Genomic DNA, 25803 nt, shown 5'->3' with positions numbered 1-25803 from the left:
GCGGGACCATCGCGGTCCCGCCCCCGTCGCACACGGAGCGGTCTGCCCGTCCGGCGGGCCTCACCCGGTGTCGTCTGCTCGCTCGGCGAGCCTCACTCGGCCAGCAGCCGGTACAGCGCCTTGCGGGCCTCGGTCAGCGCCTCGGTCGCCGACGCCACCTGCGCCTCGGAGCCGGCCTCGGCGACCTGCCGCGCGGCGGCGGCGAGCCGGCCGAGCTCGGTGACCAGGCCGGTCGCCGGGTCCGACTCGGCGGCCTCGGCGTCCTCGGCGAAGGGCGCCCACACCGCGTCGAGCTCGGCGCGGTGCTCCTCGACGTGCCGGGTGCCCTCCTCGGTCAGGTGGACGACCCGACGGCCCTCGGTCTGCTCGGACCGGACCAGGCCCTCGTCCTCCAGCTGGGACAGCATCGGGTACACCGAGCCGGGGCTCGGCTTCCACTGCCCACCGGAGCGGCCGGTGATCTCCTGGATGATCTCGTAGCCGTGCCGCGGGCCGTCGGCGACGACCGCGAGCACCGCGGTGCGCACGTCGCCGCGGGCACGCTTGCCGCGCCGGCCGCGGGGCCCGCCGGGGCCGAACCCGCCCGGGCCGAACCCGCCGGGACCGAACCCGCCCGGGCCGAAGCCTCCGGGACCGAACGGGCCTCCGGGGCCGAACCCGCGGCCGGGACCGAAGGCCCGGCCGCCGGGCCCGCGTCCGCGGCGGTGGGCGCGACCGTGGCGGTGGCCGGGTCCGCCCTCGTCGCGGGGGTCGTCACGGTCGTCGCCGTGGACGTCGGGGGTGTCGTGCATGGCTGCCTCCTCCGGGCCGCAGGGGAACCCGGCGCCGCGGTGGCCCCGGGGGTGTCGGTGGATGCGGGGCCCGAAGGGGCTCCGGAACATGTCGCGCGTGGTCATGAGGTGTGGTCCTCTCGTCGTGAGCCTCCTTGTCGATCGGCTCGTGTGCCATCACGATATATCGCGACTGCTCTACGTTGCAACGGTGATGGTCTGAGAATGTCCTGAGGGTGCGCGGAGCGGCCCGTGGCGGGTTCACTGTCCCGGCGGGCCGGCGGGCGGTCCGCCGGATGTGAGGGGGAGTCGTGGGGCGTCACGACGCAGGGGCCGGCCGGGCCGGCGAGGTACCGGAGGACACGGCCGAGGAGGTCGACCTCAGCGATGTCTCCGCGGCGCAGCTGCGGGACCGGCTCTCCGCGCGGTCCGACGGCCGCGACGACCAGGTCGTCGACGCCGCGCGCGAGCTGCGGGCGAGCCTGGACCGGCTCGGCGCGGGTCTCGCGGCGCGGCGTGCGGCGCTCGTCGGACGGGCGGGGGAGATCGCCCGGGCCGCCGTGCCCTACGTCGGCGGCGCCGTCGCGACCGGGGTGGGGGCGGTGCTGGTGGCGCGCCGGGCCCGCCGTCCGCGCCGCTCCCGGTACCCCGGGGCGGTCTGACCCGGGCCGGTCGGGGTCAGTGGCTCCCGAGCCCGGCGCGCACCCGCATCAGGGCGAAGCCCAGCAGGTTCCGGCCGGGCCAGCGGTCCGGCGCGCCGAGGTCGGGGTCGTCGGCGGCCAGGCCGATGCCCCAGATCCGGTCGACGGGGGAGGCCTCGACGAGCACCGCGTCTCCGGTGCCCAGCAGGGCCGCGGTGAGCCGCTCGGCGGAGCGGAACTTCGCCCGGTTGCCCTCGACGACGACCTCGACCCGGCGCGCGGCCCACACCTGCGAGTCGAAGCCCCGGACCTCGCGCCCGGCCCGCTTGGCGGTGTCCGGGTCGTCGTCGGACAGGACGCGGTCCAGCGCGTCGTCGTCGCCGAAGGTACGGGCCTTGGCCGCCATCATCCAGTGCTCGGCGGTGGCGTAGCGGACCCCGTCGACGACGAACGGCGACGGATGCCACTGGCTCAGCACGTGCACGTCGCCCGGGGCGGGCTCGGAACCCCAGAACGGGACGAACCGCGGGCGCGCCCCCGCCGCGACGGCGGCCCGCAGGGATGCGACGTCGGTCGGGGCGTCCTCGCTCACGCCCTCCGATCCTAGGGCGTCGGCGGGGCGGCCGCGTCGGCCAGCGCGGACAGCAGGTCGGCCGCGCCCACTCGTCGCTCGGGCGGGACCCGGCCCAGCAGGTCGGCGACCGCGGCGCGACGGTGGGCGTCGACCTCGCGGATCAGCTCCCGTCCGGCCGGGGTGAGCTCGACGAGCAGGTGCCGCCGGTCGTCCGGGTCGGGGCGGCGTTCGACCAGGCCGGCCCGCCCGAGACGCACGAGCACCCGGGTGGCGTTCGACGGGTGGACGTCGAGTTCACGACCGACCGCGGTGACGTTGGTGCGCCCCGCGTCCGCGATCAGCATGAGGACCCGCAGCTGGGGCACGGTCACGGCGTCCCCGGCCGCCGCCACCGCGCGCACGCTGATGCCGGTGAACGCGCGCGCGAGCGCCAGGCCCGCCTCCACCGTCGCGCCGTCCGGGTGATCCCGATCTCGGCCGTGTGCGTCGGTCATCCCGTCCACCTCCCTCACCGGCGATCTTTACTCCGCGCTGACCGATGCGTCGATCAATCTTTGCCATTGCACAACTACTGCGCAAGCGCAACAATAGGGACGTCGAAGGGAGAGTTCCATGAAGGTGTCGGACATCCTGCGGATCAAGGGCGACACGGTGCACACCGCGTTGTCGTGGAACACCATCGCCGAGGCCGCGACCCGGCTCGCCGGTCCGCCGGCGATCGGCGCGCTCGTCGTCTCCGACGACGGCCGTCGCGAACGCGTCGACGGCATCGTCTCCGAACGCGACATCGTGCGCCGGCTCGCCACCGACGGCGCGGGCCTGCTGGATCTCACCGTCGCCGACGTCATGACCCGGCACGTCGTGACCTGTTCGCCGGAGGACTCGCTCACCGAGGCCATGGGTCTGATGAACCGCTGGCGTCACCGCCACCTGCCCGTCGTCGACGACGGACGGCTCGTCGGGATGATCAGCATCGGTGACGTCGTCAAGCAGCGGCTGGCCGAGATGAGCACCGAGGCCGGGGTGCTGCGCGACATCTACCTCGCCTCGCACTGACCCCGCCCCGGTCGTCCCCGGTGTGACGTGACCGTTTCGCCGGGAACGACCGGGGTGTGCCGTGCGTTGGACCGGACATGACTGCAGCGAGTGCCACCGCAGGCCGCCGCGCCGGCCGCACGGCCGCGTTCGCGACACTCTTCCGTGCCCTCACCCGTCGCGGCCGCCCCGGCGAGCCCGGACCCGTCGAACGGTTCCGGGCGCTGCCCGCCATGGCCGGCGACGCCTGGCGCGGCACCTACCCGCACCTCGGCAAGGGCCGGGTCGCGCTGTTCCTGATGGCCCTGGCCTACCTGGTGTCGCCGGTCGACCTGGTGCCCGAGGCGTTCCTGACCGTGTTCGGCCTCGGCGACGACGCGGTCGTCGCGATGTGGCTGGGCGGGGCCCTGCTGGTCGAGGCCGACCGCTACCTGGGGTGGCGGCGGACCGCACCGGTCGTCGTCGACGGTCAGGCGCAGGTCGACCGCACGTAGTCCCGGATCCGCTGCGACGCGGCCTGGTAGTCCGGGTCCGCCCGGTCCTGCGCGATCTCCGGGTCACGGGCGACGGCGAGGGTGTCCCCGCCGTTGGCCTCCAGCAGGTCGAGCTGACGCTCGACGAGCTGGTCCACCCGCTCGAAGTCCGCGCGGATCTCCTGCGGCGCGAGCGACGTGACCTGCTGGTTGGCCTGCCGGACGTTCGCGGTGACCTCGCCGACATCGGAGATCGAGCGGCCGATGCCCACCCCGCTGAACGGCTGGGTGGCGGTGCGGCTCGCCTCGACGGCGTCGCAGAAAGGGCTGGACGGGCGGTTCTGGGTCGTGACGACCGTGCGGGACGACGAACCCGGCTGGGTCGCCAGCGAGCTGCCGCAGCCCGCCACCAGGAGCAGGGCCAGTGCCGCCGGGACGAGCAGTCCTGGCCGCCGTACAGCCGTCATCCCCGATCCTCCACTCACCGGCCGGGAAGGTGCCCGCGCCGCGAGGGGAAGTCTAGGGCGCGTGGTGTGAGGTGGATGTCGGCGGTGGGTCGGCGGCGCGGACGCGGATCGCGTCAGCCTGCGAGGACCGTCCGCAGCACCGCGGGCCGGTCGGTGATGATCCGGTCCACCCCGGTGGCCGCGATCCGCCGCATGTCGTCGGGGTCGTCGACCGTGTACGTCCCGGTCTGCATCCCGCGCGCCGCGACCTCGGCGACCAGCGCGGCGTCGACGACCTCGAACGACGGGTTGATCTGGGTGACCCCGTGGGCGGCGGCGTCGTCGAGCTGCGCCGCGGTCGGGCGCCCGTCGAACAGCCATCCGGCCGGGACCTCCGGGGCGGCCTCGGCGAAGCTGCGCATCACGTCGTGGTCGAAGGACTGCACGACGACCCCGCGCCGGCCGTCGAGCTCGTAGGCGACCTCCTTCTCCATTCCCGGGTACCGCGCCGGGCCCTTCAGCTCGACCAGCAGGTCCGCGCGACCGCGGAGCCGGTCGGTGAACTCCCCGAGGGTGGGGATGCGCTCCCCGGCGGAGGCGGGGGAGAACCACGACCCGGCGTCGAGACGGCGCAGCTCGGCGAGGGTGAACGCGCCGACCGGTGCGATGGCGCGGGTGGGGAAGACCTGTGCGACGTCGGTGGTGCGGGCCAGCGTGGCGTCGTGGACGAGCACGAGGTGACCGTCCGCGGTGCGCTGGACGTCGACCTCGACGGCGTCGGCCCGCTGGGCCAGCGCCTCGTCGGCGGCGGCGAGGGTGTTCTCCGGGGCGTCGGCGGAGGCGCCGCGGTGCGCGACGACCTCCGGACCGGGCCGGGGACGGTCGGAGTCGGCGAGGGCGGACGTGGCCGTCGCGAGGAGGGCGGTGGGGACGAGGAGGGTTCCGGGCAGGCGTCGCACGAGGTGGGTCCTCAGGATCGGGGGCGGTGCCTGGGAACCATCGTGGCGTGGCCGGTCCGGCCGATGTCGAGCGGGTGTCCGCCGGGGGACGAGCGGGCGAGGACCTGGTGGTCAGGGGAGGGTGACGGCCGCCTCGAACGCGGGCAGGTAGCCGTCGCGGTAGCCCTGGGCGGTCGGGTGGTAGACCGCCGGGGCCGACGCGGGCGGGGGCGTGATCCACGGGTCGGCGGAGCAGATCCCGTGCCCGGCGAACGCGGCACGGACGTCGACGAACCGGCCCCGGAACCGCCCTGCCGCGTCGGCCAGGGCGGCGTCGAGGGTGTCGGCGGCCCGGTTCAACGCCTCCCGGCGGACGGCGTTCGGGACGCCGGGGACGTCGCAGTCGGCGCCCGGCTCGAACAGCCGCGGGTAGCCCAGGACCAGGATCGTCGCGCCGGGGGCCTGCAGCCGGACCCCGACGATGGTCGAGATCAGCCCGCCGGGCGCGACCCAGCGGGCGGCACGCTCCCCGCCCCGGACGGCGCGCAGGCAGGTCTCGTCGTCGCGGGCGGTGCTGCAGGCGGCCAGGACCGGACCGAACCCGGTGTCGTTGCCGCCGACGGTGATCGTCACCAGGGTGGTGTCGGCGGAGACGGTGCGCACCTGCCGGGCGATCACCTCGCCGCTGGTGGCGCCGCTGCACGCGACGCTGACGAACGACGCCGGGTCGTGCCGGGCCGCCCACAGTGCCGGGTAGGACGCGGTGCTGCGCCGGCAGTCGCCGGTGGCCGGGTCCGGCCGGGCCCCGACGCCCGCGGCGTAGGAGTCACCGAGCGCGACGTACCGGACGGGGGCGGCGGCCGCGGTGGCCGGTGCCGGGTCGGCGAGGGCCGCCGGCGCCAGGACGACCAGCAACGCGCACGTCAGCAGGGGGACCAGGAGGCGGCGCACCCGTCCAGACAACCCCCGCGGCACCGTGGCGGCAATCCGGGCACCGGGTGAGCGGGTGCACGCGCCGTCGACGACGAGGTGCGCCGAACGGGTCCCGGCCCGGCCGCGTCCGCGGAGCGCGCGTCGGGGAGCCGCCGCGCACACGCCCTCACTGTGGGTGAGGGGGTGGACCGCGACGCCCCCGGCCACGACCACTCGGCCGCGGCGCGCGGTCGACGGAAAGCCCAGCTCAGGGCCCTGTCCGAGGTGGATCGGCCGGACCGACGCCACGGTGAACGGCAGGTGGCCGGGGCGAGAGGCCGGCGTCGTCCGCTCACCGCCCGCAACGTCCCGTCGGTCTCGTGATCACCCGATCGGGTTTGTCCGTCCGGTGCGTCCGGCTAGCGTCGATGTCAGATCACGGAACGGTCACGAACCGGACGCGGCTCCTCCCCAGGGGGCCGCCCGCTCCCCACGGGTTGTCCGCCGTTCCGGGATCCGGAAGGAAGGGTCGTGGCACGGCATCGCTCCCCCCGGAGCCGGCAGGCGAGCCTCGCGCTCCTGGCCCCGCAGTTCGCGGTGGCCGGGATCGGGGTCCCGGTCGGCTCGTTCCCCGCAGGTCCGCACGTCCGGCGCGCCCGTGACGCCCGGGCCGAGGACGGCTCGCGCTGGGCGGCCTCGACCCGGATCACCGCCGCCGTCGTCGCGGTGGGCGGTATCGCCGCCACCGCCCACGCGGGTGTCGGCTCCGGCGACCTGTCCGCGACCGTGACGTCCTGGTTCGACACGGCGGGATCGTCGTCGGTGTCGAACCAGGACGCCGCGCTCCCCGCCGCCGTGCCCGCCCCGCGGGCCGCCGCGGACGACGCCGCCTCGCCGATCGCGGACCCGGCCACCATCGCCTCGCTGGCCGCCCCGGCCGCCGCCCCCTCGGCGGCCGCGCGCACCGTCGCCGTCGCCGACACCGGCCGCGCCAGGGCCGCCTCCGCGGTCCAGGCCGCCACCGCCTCGGTCGACCAGGTCCGCAAGGCCGCCGAGGAGCGCGCCCGGGCGGTCGAGGCCGCCCGCGCCGCGGGTGCCACCGGTGCGCTGCAGTCCGCCTCCGCGGGCGGTGCGGTGTCGATCGTGACCGGCCGGGTCACCTCGGGCTTCGGTTCCCGCTGGGGCACGAAGCACATGGGGCTCGACATCGCCGCCCCGATCGGCACCCCGATCCACGTACCGATCGCCGGCACCGTCATCAGCTCCGGCCCCGCCAGCGGGTTCGGGATGTGGGTCCGGGTCCGGCACGCCGACGGCACGGTCACCGTCTACGGCCACATCAACCGCTCGCTGGTCTCGGTCGGCCAGAAGGTGGCGGCGGGCCAGCAGATCGCCGAGGTCGGCAACCGCGGCCAGTCCACCGGCCCGCACCTGCACATCGAGGTCGTCGACCCGGGCGGCACCAAGATCAACCCGAAGCCGTGGCTCGACGCGAACGGGTTCCGCTACACCTGAGTCAGGAGTTCTGGACCGACTCCAGCGCACGGATCTTGTTCGTCGCGTCCAACGCGGCGACCTTGTACGCCTCCGACAGCGTCGGGTAGTTCAGGACGGTGTCGACGAGGTAGTCCACCGTCCCGCCACAGCAGGTCGTCGACGGTGATCTCGGACTTGACCCGGTAGCTGGCGCCGTACATCTCGCGCTGGCTGAACCCGGACAGGTACAGCACCGCCTCGCGCAGCGTCTTCGACGGGATGGTGCCGGTGTTGACGCAGACTCCGCCCATCATGTGGCCGCGGTCGGCGATCGCCACCCGCTTCCCGAGCTTCGCCGCGGCGATCGCGGCCTTCTGCCCACCGGGACCGGAGCCGATCACCAGCAGGTCGTAGTCGTGGGCGGGTGACTCGTCGGCACTCACCCGCACAGCGTGGTGGCCGCCGCGCCGCGCGGCAACCACACCGGTGTGAACAGCGTGTCACGCGCGGTAGGAGCGTCTCCGTTCGTCGGCGAGGAAGTGCGCGGTCTCCCGGGTGGCGGTGTAGAGCGAGCGGTAGTGCGGGTGGAAGCGGTCGTAGACCTCGCGGGCCGCCGGGTCCGGCTCGACCGTGCGGGCGACCGGGTTCCAGTCGCGCAGCCGCGGCTCGGCCCCGGTCGCGACGGCGGCCAGCCACGCGTCGCCGAGCGCGGCGCCGACGGTCTGCTCCGGCACGTCCTGCGGGACCCCGGTCACGTCGGTGACGATCCGGGTCCACAGCCCGCCCTGCACCCCGCCGCCGACGGCGACCAGGCGCTTCGTGCCGCCGCCCGCGGACCGCATGACCTCCAGGTTGTGCCGGACGCCGTGCGCGATGCCCTCCAGCGCGGCCCGGTAGACCTCGCCGCGGGTGTGCCCGGTGGTCAGCCCGGCGAGCACGCCGCGGGCGTCCGGGTCGAACAGCGGGGTCCGCTCCCCGGCGAAGTAGGGGAGCAGCAGCAGCCCGCCGCTGCCCGGCGGCACCTCCGCGGCCTCGGCGACGAGCCCGGTGAACCCCTCCCCGGTGAGGTCGCGCAGCCAGTTCGTGATCGCCCCGGAGGTCGCCATCCCCGCGGCCAGGGTGAACGACCCCGGTACGGCCCCGCGGGTCGTCCACATCGCCGGGTGCGGGTGCGGGCGGTCGATGACCTCGATGAGGAACATCGTCGTCCCGTACATCACCATGACCTCCCCGGCGCCGGTGACGCCGGCGCTGGTGGCCTCGGCCCAGGCGTCGACGGTGCCGGCGGTGACCGGCAGCCCCTCCGGCAGCCCGGTCGCGGCGGCCGCCGCCGCGCTCACCCGCCCGGCGACCTCGGTCGGCCACAGCAGCCGGGGCAGCGTGATGCCCGGGGCGGTGCGCTCGGCCCAGTCGGGCGCCCAGTCCGCGGCGGCCAGGTCGTACATCGGGTCGCACTGGCTGGCCGAGTGGTGGTCGAGCACGTACTCGCCGGTGAGCCGGTGCACCAGGTAGGACGAGCACATCAGGAACATCTCGGTGCGGGCGAACACCTCCGGCTCGTGCCGGGCCAGCCACCGCCACTTCGGCCCCACCGCCTGCGAGGACAGCGGTGTCCCGGCCCGGGCCAGGATCGCGTCCTCGCCCAGCTCCGCGTTCAGCTCGTCGATCTCGGTGCCGGCGCGGGTGTCGACGCCGTAGAGGATCGCCGGGCGCAGCGGGCGGCCGTCGCCGTCGGCGGGGAGCAGGGTCGGCCCGATCCCCGACACCCCCAGGCCGGCGAGCTCGGCGCCGTCGTCGAGGGCGGGCAGCAGTTCCCGCACGACCGCGACGAAGTCACCCCACCAGACGGCCTCGGCGTCGTGCTCCACGTGGCCGGGCAGCGGCTGTGCGGTCTCGTGCGCCCGGTCGGCCCGGGCCAGCACCCGGCCGCGGGCGTCGACGAGGACGCCCTTCGAACCCGACGTACCGATGTCGACGCCCAGATACACGTGCATGGGACGTTCCTACCGTCCCCCGCCCGCGGTGCACACAGAACGGGTGCAGAACATTCGTGCAGGTCGACGCGCGCGGTGGGCCGGGGCGCCGCAGACTTCTCCGGTGCAGCTGCCCACACCCCACCCGGACACCGCGACCGACTGGGTGCGCGAGCACCTCGGTGACCTCTGCCGCGACGAGCCCGTCGCCTCCGGAGCGTTCCGGGGCGGGCAGACCGCGGCCGACGCCGCCGTCGCGGCGCTGGACCTGACCGGCTATGCGAAGCGGCGCAACGAGGTGCTGCCGGTGTCGCGGCGCGGTGCGACGGCGCTGTCGCCGTGGATCCGGCACGGGCTGGTCGACCTGCCGACCGCCTGGGACGCCGCCGCCGACGCCCCGCCGCGCGACCGCGCCAAGTTCCGCGACGAGCTGTGCTGGCAGGAGTACGCCCGCCACCTCTACGCCCGGCTCGGCACCCGCACCCGCTCCGCGTTGCGCGCGGCCCCGGCCCGCGCCGAACAGGGATGGGACGAGCCGTGGCCCGCCGAGATGGCCTGCGTCGACGCCTGCCTCACCGAGCTGCACACCGACGGCTGGCTGGTGAACCAGACCCGCATGTGGCTGTCCTCGCAGTGGACCGTGCGCGCCGGGCACGAGTGGGCGGGCGGGGAGAGCGAGTTCTTCGCCCACCTGCTCGACGGCTCGCGCGCGGCGAACCGGCTCGGCTGGCAGTGGACCGTCGGCGCCGGCACCGGCAAGCCCTACGGCTTCTCCCGCTGGCAGGTCCGCAAGCGCGCCCCGCAGCTGTGCGGGAGCTGCGCGCTGTCCGACGCCTGCCCGATCGAGCACTGGCCCGCCGATCCGCCGTCGCGCCCGGCCCCCGAGCACGACCCGCGGCTGCGCTCGGACCCCGACCCGGAGACGACCGGGGGGCCGGCAGCCCCGGTCTCCACCGGCGCCGAGCCGGAGGCGGTGTGGCTGACGGCGGAGTCGCTCGGCGACGCCGACCCCGCCCTCGACGCCCACCCGGAACTGCCCGCGGTGTTCGTGTTCGACGAGCCGCTGCTGCGCCGGCTGCGGCTGTCCGGCAAACGGCTGGTCTTCCTCGCGCAGACCCTCGCCGACCTGGGCGAACGCCGTGCCGTGCTGGTGCGCCGCGGCGTCGTCGCCGCCGAGCTCGACGGCACGCCCGTCGCGGTCACCCACGCCCCGGTCCCCGGGTTCGTCACGCGCTCCGCCGCCGTCCGCCCGGTCGTGGTGCACCCCTGGCCGTGGCTGTACCGCCCGCACGCCGGTCCGGTCACCTCGTTCACCGCGTGGCGCAGGCGACTGCCCCGGCGCGGGGGGAAACCATCCACGACACCCCCTCGGCAAGGGGTGTGAGGCGGGACCGTCCACAGCCGGTCGGGTGACGGCGTTCCGCACGTCCCGGCCCGCGACGACCGTGGCAGCATGACCGCCTGCCCTCAGCCCGACCCCCTCCCCGGCCCCGGCCCCGGCCCGTCGTCGGGGGCGGAGGACCTGCCCGCCACCGGGTGGCCCCCCGACACCGAGTCCGGTCCCGGTCTGCGGCTCGACCGGCCCGCCGAGCTGATCGCCGCGGTGCCGGTGCTGCTCGGCTTCCACCCCCGGGAGTCACTGGTGCTCGTCTCGGTCACCGGGCCGCACCTCCACGACCGGCTCGGGCTCACGGTGCGGGTCGACCTGCCGCGCTCGTCGGGGTCGGCCCGCCGGGTGTGCCGGGAGGCGGTCGGGGTGCTCGCCGGGGAACAGCCCGCCCGGGCACTGGCGCTCGTCGTGCGCGACCCGGGCCCCGCCGGCCCGGGGCCCCGCCGGAGCCGCCGGGACGTGGGGGCCGCCGCGCGGCGGGCGCTGCTCGACGCCGGGATCGAGCCGATCGCGGCCCTCTGGGCGACCGGTACCCGGGCGGGGGACCGGTGGGGCTGCTTCGACCTGCCCTGCACCTGCGGCGGGCTGCTGCCCGATGCCGCGTCGACCACGCTCGGGGTCACGGCCGCGGTCCGCGACGGCCGGGCCGTCCTGCCCGACCGCGACGCGGTGCTCGCCCCGCTCGACTCCGACGCCGCCATCCGTCGCCGCCGGGCCCGGTTGCGCGACACCGGCGCCGCACCGGCCCGGGTGTGTGTCGCGACCGGCACCGCCCTGCTCGACGCCTGCCTGGACGAGGCCGCGGCGAGCCGGCTCGTCGTCGACGACCGGCTGGCGCTGGCCCTGTGCGGCGCCCTCGACGTCGGCGACGTGCGCGACGAGGCGCTGCGCCGCTGCCTGGGTCGCCGCGCGGCGGACGCCGAGCAGCTGTGGGCGGTGCTGGTCGCGGCCCTGCCGTCACCGCAGCGGGCGCACCCGCTGGCCCTGCTCGCGGTGTGCGCCCTGCTGCGCGGCGACGGTGCGCTCGCGACCGGGGCGACGGAGCGGGCGCTGGCCGAACGGCCCGACCACGTCCTCGCCGGGGTGGTGGCGGCGAGCCTGCACGGCACCCGCGACCCGCGCTCACCCGCCGCACGGTGGGCGGGCCCGGGCGGGCTGCGGCGGCTGCTCACCGCGATGCTCGACCCGGACGCTCCCGACGAGACGGCCGCCCGGTGAGCCGGCCCCGGGCCGCGCAGGTTCAGCGGGACCGGGCGAACTCCCAGGCGTCGCCGACGATCTCGGCGATCGCGGTCCGCGACGGCTTCCAGCCCAGCTGCTGCGCGGCCTGCTCGCTCGAGGCCACCAGCACCGCGGGGTCACCGGCGCGGCGCGGCGCGACGACGGCCGGGATCGGGTGCCCGGTCACCGTGCGGCAGGCCTCGACCACCTCGAGCACGGAGAACCCGTGACCGCTGCCGAGGTTGTAGATGTCGTGCCGCCCCGCGACGGCGTGGGTCAGCGCGAGCAGGTGGGCCTCGGCGAGGTCGTCGACGTGGATGTAGTCGCGCACGCAGGAGCCGTCGGGGGTGGGCCAGTCGTCGCCGTAGACCGAGATCGACTCGCGGGTGCCCGCGGCGACCTGCAGGACCAGCGGGATCAGGTGGGTCTCGACCGCGTGCCGCTCCCCGAGCGGGGTGTCACCGGACAGGTGCGCCCCGGCCACGTTGAAGTACCGCAGGCTCGTCGCGGCCAGGCCGTGCGCCGTCGCGTAGGAGGTGATCATGTGGTCGATCGCGAGCTTGCTCGCCCCGTAGGGGTTGGTCGGCCGGGTCGGCGCGGTCTCCGGGATCGGGACCTGCTCCGGCTCGCCGTAGGTGGCGGCGGTGGAGGAGAACACCAGCCGCGGTACCGCGTGCTCCCGGACCGCCTCGAGCAGCCGGAACGAGGCCACGACATTGCCGTCCCAGTACTTCTCGGGTTTCTCGACGGACTCCCCGACCAGCGAGCGGGCGGCGTAGTGCAGCACGCCGTCGAACCCGCCGCGGCCCAGGACCTCCCCGGCGCGGGTACCGAGCTCACCCTCGACGAACTCCGCGCCCGCGGGCACGGCGTCGCGGTGGCCGGTGGACAGGTCGTCGAGCACGACGACCTCGTGGCCGGCGTCGAGCAGGTGTGCGGCGCACACGCTGCCCACGTAGCCCGCGCCGCCGGTGACGAGCAGCTTCACGTGTGCGGATCCTCCTCAGACGGCGCGGACGAGCACGGCGTGCGCGACCGGCGGAGCGACGGTCGACTTCTCGTCGTCCGAGCTCACCGGCACCGGGTCGCCGAAGCGGGAGATCGGGCCGACGTCGATCACGTTGCCGGGCACGATCCCCGCGAGCTTCAGCTCGCCCATCAGGTCGGAGTCCAGCTGCACGTGCTCGGCGATCCGCCTGATCTCGACGCGACCGCCACCGCGGCGGGCCAGCTCGTCGAGCCGCTGCAGGCCGACCTCGAGCGTGGGCGGCACCGACGACGACGTCGACGCGTCGTCCCCGCGCTCCAGCTCCTCCAGACCCGGGATCGGGTTGCCGTAGGGCGACACGGTCGGCTTGTCGAGCAGGCGGAGCAGCTTGCGCTCGACGTCCTCGCTCATCACGTGCTCCCAGCGGCACGCCTCGGCGTGGACGAGCTCCCACTCGAGCCCGATCACGTCGATCAGCAGCCGCTCGGCGAGGCGGTGCTTGCGCATGACGGCGACGGCGCGGCCGCGGCCCTCGTCGGTCAGCTCGAGGTGGCGGTCCCCGGCCACGACGACGAGTCCGTCGCGTTCCATACGGGCCACCGTCTGGCTGACGGTCGGCCCGCTCTGTCCGAGGCGTTCGGCGATCCGCGCGCGCAGCGGGACGACGCCTTCCTCCTCGAGTTCGTAGATGGTGCGGAGGTACATCTCCGTGGTGTCGATGAGGTCGTTCACGTGGGGCCCCTTCGTTCGACGTCCAGTCTACCCAGCGCGGCTCCCGCGCACGGCGAGCCCGTCCGGGGCAGGATGGGCGCCGTGTCCGGATCCATGATCCCCCCTTCGGAACTCGCCGGCCTGCTGGGGCCCGCCCCGGCCGCCGGCACCGTGCGGCCCGTGGTGCTCGATGTCCGGTGGCGTCTGGCCGGCCCGCCCGGCCGCGCGGACCACGGGGCCCACCGGGTCCCCGGTGCGGTGTTCGTCGACCTCGACACCGAGCTGTCCGCGGGCCCCGCGCGCCCCGGCCCCGGCGGGCGCCACCCGTTGCCGGAACCCGCTGCGCTGCAGGAGGTCCTGCGCCGGGCCGGGATCCGGGACGAGGCCGGCGACCAGCTCGTCGTCGCCTACGACGACCTCGACGGCTCGGTCGCCGCGCGCGCCTGGTGGCTGCTGCGCTGGGCCGGCGTGGCGCCCGGCCGGGTCCGGGTGCTCGACGGCGGGTTCGCCGGCTGGCAGGCCGCGCGGCTGCCGGTGGCCGGCACCGGCCCGGGTGCCGGGACGCCGGAACCGGAGCCCCTGCCGCCCGGCGATCTGGTGGTCCGGCCCGGCGGGATGCCCGTCGTCGACGCCGACGGGGCCGCCGCGCTGGCCCGCGACGGCGTGCTCCTCGACGCCCGCGCCGCCGCCCGCTTCCGCGGTGAGACCGAGCCGGTCGACCCGCGCGCCGGGCACGTCCCCGGTGCCCGCAGCACCCCGGCCGCGGCGAACACCGGCCCGGGCGGGCGCTGGCAGCCCGCCGGCACGCTGGCGGAGCGCTTCCGCGCCGCCGGCGTCGCACCCGGTGTCGCGACCGGCGCCTACTGCGGGTCCGGCGTCAACGCCTGCGCCCTGGTGCTCGCGCTGGAGGAGTCCGGCCTCACCACGCCGGACGCCCCGGCCGCGCTGTACCCCGGGTCGTGGTCGGAGTGGAGCGCCGACCCGGACCGGCCGGCCGAGACCGGGGACCGGCCGTGGGCCGCGCGGGAGTGACCGCGCCCGCCGGCCTGGCATACGGTTCCGGCCCATGAGCGCTCGCACGTCGGTGGTGTGGACTCCGGAGTTCCTGACCTACCAGCTGTCCGACGACCACCCCCTCAACCCGGTGCGGCTGGAGCTGATGATGGAGCTGTCCCGCGGGCTGGGGGTGCTCGACGGCGTCGACCCGGTCGTCCCGGAGCCGGCGGGCGAGGTGGATCTGACCCGGGTGCACACCCCCGGCTTCCAGACCGCGGTGAAGTCCGCGCCGGAGGCGCCGTTCGGCGTCGGCCACGGGCTGGGCACCGCCGACAACCCGATCTTCTTCGGCATGCACGAGGCGTCCGCGCTGATCGCGGGCGGCTCGGTCGCCGCCGCCCGGGAGATCGCCGAAGGCCGCGCGGACCGCGCGGTGAACATGGCGGGCGGGCTGCACCACGCGATGCGTGACCGCGCCGCGGGCTTCTGCGTCTACAACGACTGTTCGGTCGCGATCGCCTGGCTGCTGGAGCAGGGCTACGAGCGCATCGCCTACGTCGACGTCGACGTCCACCACGGCGACGGCGTGCAGGACTGCTTCTACGACGACCCCCGGGTGCTGACGATCTCGCTGCACCAGCACCCGCTCACGCTGTGGCCGGGCACCGGCTGGGCGGGGGAGATCGGCCGCGGTGCCGGCGAGGGCTACGCCGTCAACGTCTCGCTGCCCCCCGGCACCGGCGACGCGGGCTGGCTGCGGGCCTTCCACGGCGTCGTCCCGTCGCTGCTGGAGTCGTTCCGTCCGCAGGTGCTGGTCACCGAGTGCGGCGCGGACACCCACTCCGAGGACCCGCTGGCGAACCTGGAGCTGTCTGTCGACGGCCACCGGGCCATCTACCACGCGTTGCGCGAGATGGCCGAGACCACCGCAGGCGGCAAGTGGCTGGTGCTCGGCGGCGGCGGGTACGCGCTCTACCGGGTGGTCCCGCGCTCGTGGACGCACCTGATGGCCGTCGCCCTGGACCGCGACCTGGACCGGGACACCTCCATCCCCGCGGACTGGACCGCGCTCGCGGCGACCCGGACCCGTTCGCCGCTGCCGGTCTCGATGTCCGACGGGGCCGACCCGGCGTTCGAGCGGTGGGGCGGCTCGTTCGGCGAGCGCGTCGACTCGGCGATCCTGGAGACCCGTCGTGCGGTGTTCCCGCTGCACGGCCTCGACCCCGACGACCCGCGGGACTGAGACCGACCATGACCGAGAAGACCGACGAGACCCCGGCCGGCGCCCCCGGGCACCCCTACCCGCGGCACTGGGAGGCCGACGTCGTCGCCTCCGACGGCGGGATCGTGCACCTGCGCCCGATCCTGCCCGGCGACGCCGACGCGCTGCTCGCCTTCCACTCCAAGCTGTCCGACCGCACCCGCTACCTGCGTTACTTCGGCCCGTACCCGCGGATCTCGGCGCGGGACCTGGAGCGGTTCACCGTCGTCGACCACCGGACCCGGGTCGCGTTCCTGGCGCTGCTCGGCGACGAGATCATCGCGGTCGGCCGCTACGAGGGGCTGACCCCCGGCGGCGGGGCGGCCGCCCAGGAGGGAGCGGGCACCGACAAGCCGGTCACCTCCGCGGAGGTCGCGTTCGTCGTCCGCGACGACCACCAGTCCCGCGGCCTCGGCTCGATCCTGCTCGAGCACCTCGCCGCCGCGGCCCGGGAGAACGGGCTGTCCCGGTTCGAGGCCGAGGTGCTGGTGGAGAACCACGCCATGGTGCGGGTGTTCCGTGAGGCCGGCTACGGCGTCACACGAGCCTTCGCCGAGGGTGTCCTGCACCTCGAGTTCGACATCGACCCCACCGAGAAGTCGATCGCGGTCCGCTACTCGCGCGAGCAGGCCGCCGAGGCCCGCAGCGTCGCGAACCTGCTGCACCCGACCTCGGTGGCGGTGATCGGTGCGTCCGCGGACGAGACCAAGATCGGCCACGCCGTCCTGCTGAACCTGCTGCGCGCCGGGTTCACCGGCCCCGTCTACCCGGTCAACCCCGACGCCCGCTCGGTGCGGGGCGTGCGCGCCTACCCGTCGGTGATCGACATCCCGGACGAGGTGGACCTCGCGGTCGTCGCCGTCCCGGCCGCGAACATCGACGAGGTCATGGACTCCTGCCTGGCCAAGGGCGTGAAGGTGCTGGTCGTGATCAGCTCCGGCTTCGCCGACGCCGGCGACGACGGCGGCACCGTCGCCGAGCGCAGGCTGGTCGCCGAGGCGCGGGCGCACGGGATGCGGGTGGTCGGGCCGAACGCACTCGGCGTCGCCAACCCCGACCCGTCGGTGCGGCTCAACGCGACCCTCGCCCCGTGGATGCCCGGGTACGGGCGCACCGGGTTCTTCTGCCAGTCCGGCGCGCTCGGCAGCGCCATCCTCGCCAACGCCCGCACCCGCGGGCTGGGCCTGTCGTCGTTCGTGTCGGCGGGTAACCGCGCCGACGTGTCCGGCAACGACCTGATGCAGTACTGGCAGACCGACCCGAGCACCGAGCAGGTGCTGCTCTACCTGGAGACCTTCGGCAACCCGCGCAAGTTCGCCCGGGTCGCCCGCCGGCTGGCCCGCACCAAGCCGGTGATCGCGGTGAAGTCCGGCCGGCACACCGGGACGCTGCCGTCGCTGGCCTCGGTCGGGGCGCCGATCGACGAGTCCAGCGTGCAGGCGCTGTTCGAGCAGTCCGGCGTCATCCGCGTGCAGACGCTGCCGCAGATGTTCGACACCGCCCTGCTCATCGCCCACCAGCCGCTGCCGAAGGGCCGCCGGGTCGCGGTCGTCGGCAACTCCACCGCGGTCAACCTTCTGGTCCTCGACGGGCTGCTCGACGAGGGCCTGGAGCTGGCGGGGGACCCGGTCGACGTCGGCACCCAGGCCTCGCCGGAGGCGTTCGCCGGCGCGGTCCGCGCGACCCTGGACGGCGACGCCCGCCCGGACGCGCTCATCGCGGTGTTCGTCCCGCCGGTCGCGGTGGCCGGCCGGGACCACGCGCACGCCCTGCGCGGCGCCGCGGACGGTGCCGGGGTCCCGGTCATCGCGGTGTTCCTCGCCGCCGAGGGCATCCCGGCGGAGCTGTCGGTACCCGGCGCCGACGGCACGCCCGGCCGCGGGTCGGTGCCGAGCTTCGCCAGCCCCGAGCGGGCCACGTCGGCGCTGGGCAGGGTCAGCCGCTACGCGCAGTGGCGTGACACCCCGGTCGGGGAGTTCGTCGTGCCCGAGGGCATCGACGCCGACCGCGCGCGGGAGCTCATCGCGTCGTTCGGGCCGGACAGCCGGCACACCCTCACCGACGACGAGGCCGTCGACCTGCTCGCCTGCTACGGCCTGGAGGTGATCACCTTCCGGCGGGCCAAGGGCGCCGACGACGCCGTCGCCGCCGCCGAGCAGCTCGGCTACCCGGTGGTCATCAAGGCGACCGCGGACCAGTGGCGGCACCGCGGCGACTTCGTCGGGGTGCGCCTGGACCTGGTCTCGGAGGAGGCCCTGCGCGTCGCGCACGCGGAGCTGTCGCGGGTGACCGGGTCCGACGAGGTCTACGTGCAGCGGATGGCCCCGAAGGGCACGTCGTGCACGGTGGAGGTCGTCGACGACCCGTCGTTCGGGTCGCTGGTCGCGTTCGGGCTGTCCGGGATGGCGACCGAGCTGCTCGACGACCGCGCCTACCGGGTCCTGCCGGTCTCGACCGAGGACGCGGCCCGGCTGGTGCGGGCCCCGCGCGCGGCGCCGCTGCTCACCGGCTACCGCGGCACGGACCCGGTCGACCTCGCCGCGCTGGAGGACGTCGTGCTGCGGATCGGGCGGCTCGTCGAGGACCTGCCGCAGGTCCGCTCGCTCGCCCTCGACCCGGTGCTGGCCTCGCCGCAGGGCGCGTTCGTGGCCGGGGCCCGGGTGACGATCGGCCCGGTGCCCGACCGTCGCGACGCGGGCCCCCGCCGCCTGCGCTGACCCGCCCGCCCACCCCCGGGAGCCCCCGGTGCCGTCGCCGGGCACCCGCCGGGTGGCCCCCAGGGGAACCTTCGTGGCTTAGAGCGCTACGAGGGTTCCCCTGGGGGCACGGCGCGCCGTGCACGGGGGCCGCGGGCACAACCCCGGGGGGGGCGTCGCAGCGGTCAGGTGCGGAAGGTGACCTGCAGGGTCGGGGCGCTGGTGTCGGCGAAAAAGTCGTTGCCCTTGTCGTCCATCACGACGAACGCCGGGAAGTCCTCGACCTCGATCTTCCAGACCGCCTCCATGCCGAGCTCGGGGTACTCGAGCACGTCGACCTTGCGGATGCAGTCCTGGGCCAGACGGGCGGCCGGGCCGCCGATGGAGCCCAGGTAGAAGCCGCCGTTCGCGGCGCAGGAGTCCACGACCTGCTTCGACCGGTTCCCCTTCGCCAGCATCACCAGGGACCCGCCGGCCTCCTGGAACTGCTGGACGTAGGAGTCCATCCGGCCGGCCGTCGTCGGACCGAAGGAGCCCGAGGCGTAGCCCTCGGGGGTCTTGGCCGGTCCGGCGTAGTAGACGGCGTGGTCCTTGAGGTACTGCGGCATCGGCTCGCCGGCGTCGAGCCGCTCGGCGATCTTGGCGTGCGCGATGTCGCGGGCGACGACCAGCGGCCCGGTCAGCGACAGCCGGGTCTTCACCGGCAGCTGCGACAGCTGGGCGCGGATCTCGTCCATCGGCCGGTTCAGGTCGACCCGCACGACCTCGTCGGACAGGTCGGCGTCGGTGGCCTCGGGCAGGTACTGGGCCGGGTCGCGCTCCAGCTGCTCCAGGTAGACCCCGGACGGGGTGATCTTCGCCTTGGCCTGGCGGTCCGCCGAGCAGGACACCGCGACGCCGACCGGCAGCGAGGCGCCGTGCCGGGGCAGCCGGATGACGCGCACGTCGTGGCAGAAGTACTTGCCGCCGAACTGGGCGCCGATCCCGAAGTTGCGGGTCAGCTCCAGGACCTGCTGCTCCAGGTCGGTGTCGCGGATGGCGTGCCCGAGCGGCGAGCCCTCGGTCGGCAGGTTGTCCAGGTAGCGGGCCGAGGCCAGCTTGGCGACCTTCAGGTTGAACTCCGCCGACATGCCGCCGACGACGATCGCCAGGTGGTACGGCGGGCAGGCCGCGGTACCGAGGCTGCGCAGCTTCTCGTCCAGGAACGCCGCGAGCCGCTTCGGGTTCAGCAGTGCCTTCGTCTCCTGGTAGAGGAAGGTCTTGTTGGCCGAGCCGCCGCCCTTGGCCATGACCAGGAACTCGTAGTACGGGTCCCGGCCCGGCTTGGCGTACAGCTCGACCTGCGCGGGCAGGTTGGTGCCGGTGTTCTTCTCGTCCCAGAAGCTGATCGGCGCCATCTGGCTGTAGCGCAGGTTCAGCTCCTGGTAGGCCTCGAAGACCCCGCGCGACACCGCGGCCTCGTCGTCGCCGCCGGTCAGCACGGTCTCGGTCTTCTTGCCGACGACGATCGCGGTGCCGGTGTCCTGACACATCGGCAGCACCCCGCCCGCGGACACGCAGGCGTTGCGCAGCAGGTCGGTGGCGACGAACCGGTCGTTGCCGGACGCCTCGGGGTCGTCGATGATGGCGCGCAGCTGCTTCAGGTGCGAGGGTCGCAGCAGGTGCTGGATATCGGTGACGGCCGCGCGGACCAGTCCGGTGATCGTCTCGGGCGGGACCTCGAGAAAGGTGCGGCCCGCGGCCTCGGTCACGGTTCCCGCGGGCAGGTCGAGCTCGCGGTACTCGGTGTCGTCCGGGCCGAGCGGGAGCACGTCGGTGTGGTGGAACTCGGGCATGGCGGGGACGCTACCGGCCGTCGCCGGGCGGGCACCGCAGGTGGAGACGCAGACGACGTGTGAGGCGCACTAACCGGACGACCCTCCGGTTAGTGTTGTAGTGTGGGCCACATGCCTGGCTCGATCCTGGGAACCTCCGTCCGCCGCGTCGAGGACGCCGACCTGATCACCGGTGCGAGCACCTTCGTCGGCAACCTGGTCCACGGTGCCGACGCACCGGCGGGCCTGGCCCACGTGGCGTTCGTCCGCTCGCCGGTGGCGCACGCGCTGCTCACCGGTATCGACACCACCGAGGCCGCGGCCGCGCCCGGCGTCCTCGCCGTGTACACCGCGGCCGACCTCGACCTGCCCGCCCACCACGGCCTGATGGTCCTCAACCCGGCGCTGCCGCGCCCGCCGCTGGCGACCGACCGGGTGCGGTTCGTCGGCGAGGCGGTGGCGCTGGTCGTCGCCGAGAGCCGCGCCGCCGCCGTCGACGCCACCGAGCTCGTCGAGGTCGGCTACGACCCGCTGCCCGCGGTCACCGACATCGAGGCCGCGCTCGCCGACGACGCTCCGCTGCAGTTCCCCGACCAGGGCAGCAACCTGGCCGCGGGCGAGCGGGGGACCGGCGACCCGCTCGACGGCGCCGAGGTCGTCGTTCGGGCGCGGATGGTGAACCAGCGCGTCGCGGCCGTCCCGATGGAGGGCAACGCGATCGTCGCCGACCCCACCACCACCGACTTCCCGCTCACCGTGCACGTCTCCACCCAGATGCCGCACGGCTTCCGCACCCAGCTCGCCGGACTGGCCGGGCTGGAGACCGACCAGGTCCGGGTGATCGCCCCGCACGTCGGCGGCGGGTTCGGCGCGAAGGCCGGTGTGCTCGCCGAGCACACCGCGACCGTCGCCGCCGCCCGGGCGCTGGGGCGGCCGCTGGCCTGGGTCGAGACCCGCTCGGAGAACCTCGTCTCGATGCCGCACGGCCGCGGCCAGGTCGGCTATTACGAGCTCGGCCTCACCCGCGACGGCCGGATGACCGGCCTGCGCGTGCGGGTCGTCGGGGACGCCGGGGCCTACGCCGGCTTCGGCGGCGCGCTCCCGCTGCGCACCACCTACCTCATGGCGACCGGCGTCTACGACATCACGAACCTGCGCTACGACGCCGTCTCCGCGCTGACCAACACCACCCCGATGGGCGCCTTCCGCGGCGCGGGACGCCCCGAGGCCGCCGCCCACCTGGAGCGCCTGGTCGACGTCGCCGCCGCCGAGCTGGGCATCGACCCGGTCGAGCTGCGCCGGCGCAACCTGCTCGCGCCCGACGTCTTCCCGTACACCACCCCGACCGGCGCCCGCTACGACGTCGGCGACTACGACCTGCCGCTGCGTGAGGCCCTGCGCATCGCCGGCTACGACGAGCTGCGCGCCGAACAGGCCCGCCGCCGCGCGGCGGGCGACCCGGTGCGTCTGGGCATCGGCATCGCGGTCTATGTCGAGGTCACCGCCGGGGGCGGGGGCGGCGAGTACGGCTCGGTGACCGTGCACGCCGACGGCACGGCGACCGTGTCGGCCGGCACCTCGGCGCACGGTCAGGGGCACGCGACCTCGTTCGCGATGCTGGTGTCGGACCGGCTCGGCATCCCGATGGACCGGATCCGCTACGTCCAGTCCGACACCGCGCTCGTCCCGCGCGGCGCCGGGACCGGCGGCTCGCGGTCGCTGCAGCTCGGCGGGACCGCGGTGTCCGAGGCCGCGCACGAGCTGTACGAGCGGGCCCGCAAGCTCGCCGCGCACCTGCTGGAGGCCGCCGCGGAGGACGTCGAGATCACCGACGAGGGCATCTTCGGCGTCGCCGGTGTGCCCGGCGGCCCGACCGCGACCTGGAGCGACGTGCACCGCCAGGCCGCCGCCACGGGGGAGGAGCTGCACGTCGGGCTCGACTCCGCGCAGGACGGGGCGACCTTCCCGTTCGGGGCGCACCTGTCGGTGGTCGAGGTCGACACCGACACCGGCCGGGTCACCCCGCGCCGGCACGTCGCCGTCGACGACTGCGGGCGGATCCTGAACCCGCTGCTCGTCGAGGGCCAGCAGCACGGCGGGCTCGCCCAGGGCGTCGCCCAGGCGCTGCACGAGGAGGTCCTGTTCGACGACGAGGGCCAGCCCCTGACCTCCAGCCTCGCCGCGTACACGATTCCGACCGCGGCCGACCTGTTCTCCTTCGAGACCGCGACGACCGAGACCCCGACCCCGCTGAACTCGCTCGGCGCCAAGGGCATCGGCGAGTCCGCGACGATCGGGTCGACCCCCGCGGTGCAGAACGCCGTGGTCGACGCACTGTCGGACCTGGGTGTGCGGCACATCGACCTGCCCTGCACCCCCGAGCGGGTGTGGCGGGCGGTCGCCGCGGCCCGCGCCGGGGCGCCGGAGCAGGCGTGGCGGGAGCCGCCCGCGGTCTTCGACGACCTGCCCGTGCGCGGCGGTGGCGCCGAGGACGACGCCGCGATCTGACCCGGGTGCCGGCCCGGGGCGGTCGCCGCCGGGCCGTGGGAGTGCCGTGGCGGAGCCACACCCGCTGTCCGGCATCCACACCTGCTGCAATGGCTGTGGTCACCGGACAGCGGGTGTGGCTGCGGACCGCCACGACGCCGGGTCGGCGAGGGCGGGCGGTCACCTGCGGGCGGGACGGGTGGCGCCGCACCGGCGGGGCGGATGCCCGGACGGGGCCGCCCCGTCGCCGTGGTGGCGGAACGCGTGTCGCGGTCCGTCGACGGTGTCAGCCGTACGGGTGAGTTCGGCCCGTCCACCGGCCGGGACGCGCGGTAACCCACCCCCTGACTGTCCCGCGGGCCCCCGGTGGCGCAGACTCTCCGCCGGACGGCAACCGATACCGGGAGGCACCCGCACGATGAGGCTCGCGACGATCCGGACCGCGACCGGGCACCGGGCGGTGCGCGTCGACGGCGACACCGCCGTCGAGACGGGGGAGACCGACGTGCGGGCGCTGCTGGAGCGCCCCGACTGGGCCGAGCACGCCGCGGGCGCGGCGGGCCCGGTGCACGAGACCGCGGGCCTGGACTACGCGCCGCTGGTGCCGTCACCCGAGAAGATCATCTGCATCGGGCTGAACTACCGCGACCACGTGCTCGAGATGGGCAACGAGCTGCCCGAGTACCCGACGGTCTTCGGCAAGTACGCGCCCGCCCTGATCGGCGCGTACGACGAGATCGAGCTGCCCGAGCAGTCCGACCGGGTCGACTACGAGGCCGAGCTCGTCGTCGTCATCGGTCGCTCGGTCCGGCGCGCCGACCGCGAGGCGGCCGCGGCCGCGATCGCCGGGTACACCGTGCTCAACGACGTGTCGATGCGCGACTACCAGCGGCGCACCAAGCAGTTCCTGCAGGGCAAGACCTGGGAGCACTCGACGCCGCTCGGGCCGGTGCTGGTCACCCCCGACGAGCTGCCCGCCGACCCGGCCGCCGGTGGCGCGCTGCGGATCTCCTCGGAGCTGTCCGGGGAGACCATGCAGGACTCCACGACCGACCAGCTCGTGTTCGGCGCGGTGGACCTGGTCGTCTACCTGTCGGAGATCCTCACGCTCAACCCGGGCGACGTCATCGCCACCGGCACCCCGGGCGGCGTCGGTGACGCGCGCACGCCCCCGCGCTACCTCACCGACGGCGCCGAGATCGTCACCGCGGTGGAGGGGATCGGCGAGTGCCGCAACGTGTGCCGGGCGGTGCGGTGACCCCCGCACGCACCCCCGGCGACGGCCACGCCGTCGTCCCGCCGCCGGTGGGCGACGCGCTGGCCTGGGCCGGCGACGGCCAGGCCCACCTGCGCGGGCTGATGACCCGGATGGCGGGCGAGGCGTTCCGCGCCCCGTCGGCGCTGCCGGGCTGGACCCGCGCGCACGTGCTCACCCACCTGGCCCGCAACGCCGACGCCATGGTGAACCTGCTGACCTGGGCGCGGACCGGCGTCGAGACCCCGGCCTACCCCGATCCCGCGTCCCGCGACGCCGACATCGAGGCCGGGGCCGGGCGCAGCTCCGACGAGATCCGCGCCGACGTCGTCGCCTCCTCCGACCGGCTCGCCGACGCGGTCCGGGCGATGCCCGAGAAGGCCTGGTCGGCGACCGTGCGCAACCCGCAGGGCATCGAGATGCCGGTGACGGCGGTGCCCTGGAACCGGGCGCGCGAGGTGTGGATCCACGCCGTCGACCTCGATGTCGGCGCCTCGTTCAAGGACCTGCCGATCCCGATGCGGGAGGTGCTGGTCGCCGACGTGGTCGCGCGGCTGGAGCGCAAGCCCGGCTGCCCGCACGTGCGCCTGGAGGAGGTCCGCACCGGCGCGACGCTGGAGTTCGGGCCGGGGCCCGCCGGGCCGGACGGCGCCGAGCCGCGCGACCTCGGCACGGTCCGCGGCAAGGCGCACGACATCATCGCCTGGCTGCTCGGCCGCCCGTTCGACAAGGGCCTGCGCGACGCCGACGGGAAGCTCCCGCCGCCGCTACCGGTCTGGCTCTGACCCCGGCTCCGCCGCGGGCAGGTCGCGGCCCTCGAGCGCGTCCAGGCGTGCGGTGGCCCGGCCGAGCTGGCGGGCCATCTCGTCGAGCCGGGCCTGCAGCAGCGCCATCTCCGCGGTGAGCACGGCGACCGCGCCCGCCGCGGCGACCGGGTCGCCGATCAGGTCGTCGGCCTCGGTGCCGTGCGGGTCGGGGTGCTCGGCGAACCCCGCCGCGTCGTCGGGCGTGGTCAGCGGGCCCGCCGCGACGTCGTCGGGCAGCAGGGTGAGCTCGGCCAGCTCGGCGAAGCGCTGCGCCGACAGCACCGGGCGCGCCCCGGCGCACCGCAGGCACACCGGTTCCAGCCGGCGCCAGCCGTGCTGCCCGGATCCGGTGTCGGCCAGCACCGCGACCCGCGCCCCGCAGCGGCAGGCCCGCATCCGGATCGTGCGCACCCGCTGCCGGGCGTAGCGCAGGCCCAGCTCGTAGCGACGGAACCGGCCGGAGACGGCCACCTCGAGCAGGATCGCGCCCTGGTGCTCGGGCGCGCACGCCAGCTCGCGGGCGTCGTCGGCGGTGTGGAAGCAGTAGAACCCGCAGTCGCACCACCGCGACGGGCAGGCGTGCCGGCAACCGTGCGCACACACCGCGTCGTCGACGGTGCGGTAGACGTGCGCCCGCCCGAGCGTCACACCGCTGAAGCCCGCCGTCGTGCCGTCCGCGGACAGCATCGGGAACGCCAGCTTGTGGCCCTCCAGCGGGCCGGTCGGGTACTCCAGCGGGGTCCGGCGGAACAGCCCGCGCACCCGGTCAGTCCTCGCGGGACCCCGAGTGCGCCGGCTGCGGGGCGGCCGGCGTCCACTCGGTGAACTCGGGCTCGACGGCGCGCGCCGGGCGCGGGCGCTCCTGGGCGTCGGCCACCCGGTCGGCCTCGTGGTCCACGGCGAATCCCTCGGAGATCTTGCGGCCCAGCCTCATGACGCC

General features: G+C 75.4%; 24 protein-coding genes and 1 pseudogene. 12 read left to right on the top strand and 13 right to left on the bottom strand.

Annotation, left to right across the window (positions count from 1 at the left end):
- Positions 1–92 precede the first annotated feature (92 nt).
- Positions 93–791: a PadR family transcriptional regulator gene (locus tag ATL51_RS07065; RefSeq protein ID WP_100880540.1), complete on the bottom strand. Its 699-nt coding sequence runs from the start codon at positions 789–791 to the stop codon at positions 93–95.
- Between the two features lie 290 nt (positions 792–1081).
- On the opposite strand from ATL51_RS07065, the gene ATL51_RS07060 reads away from it, so the two are divergent.
- Positions 1082–1432, top strand: coding sequence for a hypothetical protein (locus ATL51_RS07060; RefSeq protein WP_073574198.1), 351 nt, complete (start codon positions 1082–1084; stop codon positions 1430–1432).
- Positions 1433–1448: 16 nt separating this feature from the next.
- Here the strand turns inward: ATL51_RS07060 and ATL51_RS07055 are convergent, their stop codons facing one another.
- Both ATL51_RS07055 and ATL51_RS07050 read right to left on the bottom strand, forming a co-directional pair.
- Entirely contained in the window at positions 1449–2003 is a 555-nt protein-coding gene (locus ATL51_RS07055) for an NADAR family protein (protein ID WP_073574197.1), read from the bottom strand.
- 11 nt (positions 2004–2014) lie between these two features.
- Positions 2015–2479 carry a MarR family transcriptional regulator gene (locus ATL51_RS07050; protein ID WP_157818257.1) on the bottom strand — a complete coding sequence of 155 codons (465 nt, stop codon included), beginning with the start codon at positions 2477–2479 and terminating at the stop codon, positions 2015–2017.
- Between the two features lie 118 nt (positions 2480–2597).
- Here ATL51_RS07050 and ATL51_RS07045 point away from each other — a divergent pair, with 118 nt between their 5' ends.
- Together ATL51_RS07045 and ATL51_RS07040 are read left to right on the top strand one after the other, a co-directional pair.
- On the top strand, positions 2598–3041 hold the full coding sequence (locus ATL51_RS07045) for a CBS domain-containing protein (RefSeq protein WP_073574196.1): 444 nt from the start codon (positions 2598–2600) through the stop codon (positions 3039–3041).
- Positions 3042–3118: 77 nt separating this feature from the next.
- Positions 3119–3514 carry a YkvA family protein gene (locus tag ATL51_RS07040; RefSeq protein ID WP_073574195.1) on the top strand — a complete coding sequence of 132 codons (396 nt, stop codon included), beginning with the start codon at positions 3119–3121 and terminating at the stop codon, positions 3512–3514.
- On the opposite strand, the gene ATL51_RS07035 is transcribed toward ATL51_RS07040, so the two are convergent.
- The 3 genes from ATL51_RS07035 to ATL51_RS07025 all read right to left on the bottom strand — a co-directional run bounded on the left by ATL51_RS07035 (position 3490) and on the right by ATL51_RS07025 (position 5828).
- On the bottom strand, positions 3490–3960 hold the full coding sequence (locus ATL51_RS07035) for a hypothetical protein (RefSeq protein ID WP_100878075.1): 471 nt from the start codon (positions 3958–3960) through the stop codon (positions 3490–3492). The two genes, ATL51_RS07040 and ATL51_RS07035, sit on opposite strands and share 25 nt — an antisense overlap.
- Positions 3961–4073: 113 nt before the next feature.
- Positions 4074–4898 (bottom strand): glycerophosphodiester phosphodiesterase, encoded by an 825-nt coding sequence (locus ATL51_RS07030; protein ID WP_157818256.1) that lies wholly within the window; start codon positions 4896–4898, stop codon positions 4074–4076.
- Between the two features lie 111 nt (positions 4899–5009).
- Entirely contained in the window at positions 5010–5828 is an 819-nt protein-coding gene (locus ATL51_RS07025; RefSeq protein ID WP_157818255.1) for an SGNH/GDSL hydrolase family protein, read from the bottom strand.
- 492 nt (positions 5829–6320) lie between these two features.
- Here ATL51_RS07025 and ATL51_RS29330 point away from each other — a divergent pair, with 492 nt between their 5' ends.
- Positions 6321–7304, top strand: coding sequence for a M23 family metallopeptidase (locus ATL51_RS29330; protein WP_301548924.1), 984 nt, complete (start codon positions 6321–6323; stop codon positions 7302–7304).
- A gap of 122 nt (positions 7305–7426) precedes the next feature.
- On the opposite strand, the pseudogene ATL51_RS07015 reads toward ATL51_RS29330, so the two are convergent.
- Both ATL51_RS07015 and ATL51_RS07010 read right to left on the bottom strand, forming a co-directional pair.
- A pseudogene (locus tag ATL51_RS07015) lies at positions 7427–7708 on the bottom strand (FAD-dependent oxidoreductase); the annotation flags it as partial.
- 57 nt (positions 7709–7765) lie between these two features.
- Positions 7766–9259 carry an FGGY-family carbohydrate kinase gene (locus ATL51_RS07010; protein ID WP_073574191.1) on the bottom strand — a complete coding sequence of 498 codons (1494 nt, stop codon included), beginning with the start codon at positions 9257–9259 and terminating at the stop codon, positions 7766–7768.
- A 103-nt stretch (positions 9260–9362) separates the two neighbouring features.
- Here ATL51_RS07010 and ATL51_RS07005 point away from each other — a divergent pair, with 103 nt between their 5' ends.
- Entirely contained in the window at positions 9363–10622 is a 1260-nt protein-coding gene (locus ATL51_RS07005) for an FAD-binding domain-containing protein (RefSeq protein ID WP_073574190.1), read from the top strand.
- Between the two features lie 69 nt (positions 10623–10691).
- On the top strand, positions 10692–11846 hold the full coding sequence (locus ATL51_RS07000; RefSeq protein ID WP_100878072.1) for a DUF4192 domain-containing protein: 1155 nt from the start codon (positions 10692–10694) through the stop codon (positions 11844–11846).
- 22 nt (positions 11847–11868) lie between these two features.
- Here the strand turns inward: ATL51_RS07000 and galE are convergent, their stop codons facing one another.
- Both galE and ATL51_RS06990 read right to left on the bottom strand, forming a co-directional pair.
- Entirely contained in the window at positions 11869–12837 is a 969-nt protein-coding gene (gene galE / locus ATL51_RS06995; protein ID WP_073574188.1) for a UDP-glucose 4-epimerase GalE, read from the bottom strand.
- 15 nt (positions 12838–12852) lie between these two features.
- A complete protein-coding gene (locus ATL51_RS06990; protein ID WP_073574187.1) occupies positions 12853–13569 on the bottom strand; it encodes a metal-dependent transcriptional regulator in 717 nt (238 codons plus the stop codon).
- Between the two features lie 93 nt (positions 13570–13662).
- Between ATL51_RS06990 and ATL51_RS06985 the strand changes: the two genes are divergently transcribed.
- Genes ATL51_RS06985 through ATL51_RS06975 form a run of 3 tightly spaced genes read left to right on the top strand, consistent with a single transcriptional unit; the run spans position 13663 to position 18522 of the window.
- Positions 13663–14580 (top strand): sulfurtransferase, encoded by a 918-nt coding sequence (locus tag ATL51_RS06985; protein WP_083658063.1) that lies wholly within the window; start codon positions 13663–13665, stop codon positions 14578–14580.
- A gap of 34 nt (positions 14581–14614) precedes the next feature.
- Positions 14615–15787: an acetoin utilization protein AcuC gene (locus ATL51_RS06980; protein WP_100878071.1), complete on the top strand. Its 1173-nt coding sequence runs from the start codon at positions 14615–14617 to the stop codon at positions 15785–15787.
- 8 nt (positions 15788–15795) lie between these two features.
- On the top strand, positions 15796–18522 hold the full coding sequence (locus ATL51_RS06975) for a bifunctional acetate--CoA ligase family protein/GNAT family N-acetyltransferase (RefSeq protein WP_100878070.1): 2727 nt from the start codon (positions 15796–15798) through the stop codon (positions 18520–18522).
- 164 nt (positions 18523–18686) lie between these two features.
- Here the strand turns inward: ATL51_RS06975 and ATL51_RS06970 are convergent, their stop codons facing one another.
- Positions 18687–20336, bottom strand: coding sequence for a fumarate hydratase (locus tag ATL51_RS06970; protein ID WP_073574184.1), 1650 nt, complete (start codon positions 20334–20336; stop codon positions 18687–18689).
- Between the two features lie 111 nt (positions 20337–20447).
- Between ATL51_RS06970 and ATL51_RS06965 the strand changes: the two genes are divergently transcribed.
- From ATL51_RS06965 to ATL51_RS06955, 3 genes are all read left to right on the top strand, one after another.
- Positions 20448–22823: a xanthine dehydrogenase family protein molybdopterin-binding subunit gene (locus ATL51_RS06965; RefSeq protein ID WP_100878069.1), complete on the top strand. Its 2376-nt coding sequence runs from the start codon at positions 20448–20450 to the stop codon at positions 22821–22823.
- Between the two features lie 397 nt (positions 22824–23220).
- Entirely contained in the window at positions 23221–24060 is an 840-nt protein-coding gene (locus tag ATL51_RS06960; RefSeq protein WP_073574182.1) for a fumarylacetoacetate hydrolase family protein, read from the top strand.
- Positions 24057–24842 carry a maleylpyruvate isomerase family mycothiol-dependent enzyme gene (locus tag ATL51_RS06955; protein WP_073574413.1) on the top strand — a complete coding sequence of 262 codons (786 nt, stop codon included), beginning with the start codon at positions 24057–24059 and terminating at the stop codon, positions 24840–24842. Before ATL51_RS06960 ends, ATL51_RS06955 begins: the two co-directional genes overlap by 4 nt.
- Here the strand turns inward: ATL51_RS06955 and ATL51_RS06950 are convergent.
- Both ATL51_RS06950 and ATL51_RS28050 read right to left on the bottom strand, forming a co-directional pair.
- Complete coding sequence (locus tag ATL51_RS06950; protein ID WP_073574181.1) at positions 24825–25625, bottom strand: hypothetical protein; 801 nt, start codon at positions 25623–25625, stop codon at positions 24825–24827. The two genes, ATL51_RS06955 and ATL51_RS06950, sit on opposite strands and share 18 nt — an antisense overlap.
- A gap of 4 nt (positions 25626–25629) precedes the next feature.
- Entirely contained in the window at positions 25630–25797 is a 168-nt protein-coding gene (locus ATL51_RS28050; RefSeq protein ID WP_157818254.1) for a hypothetical protein, read from the bottom strand.
- Positions 25798–25803 lie beyond the last annotated feature (6 nt).

Origin of the sequence: Pseudonocardia alni, assembly GCF_002813375.1 — a bacterium.
GTDB lineage: Bacteria > Actinomycetota > Actinomycetes > Mycobacteriales > Pseudonocardiaceae > Pseudonocardia > Pseudonocardia alni.
The sequence above is the reverse complement of the archived record's forward strand: the minus strand, read 5'-3'. Positions and strand labels throughout refer to the sequence as shown.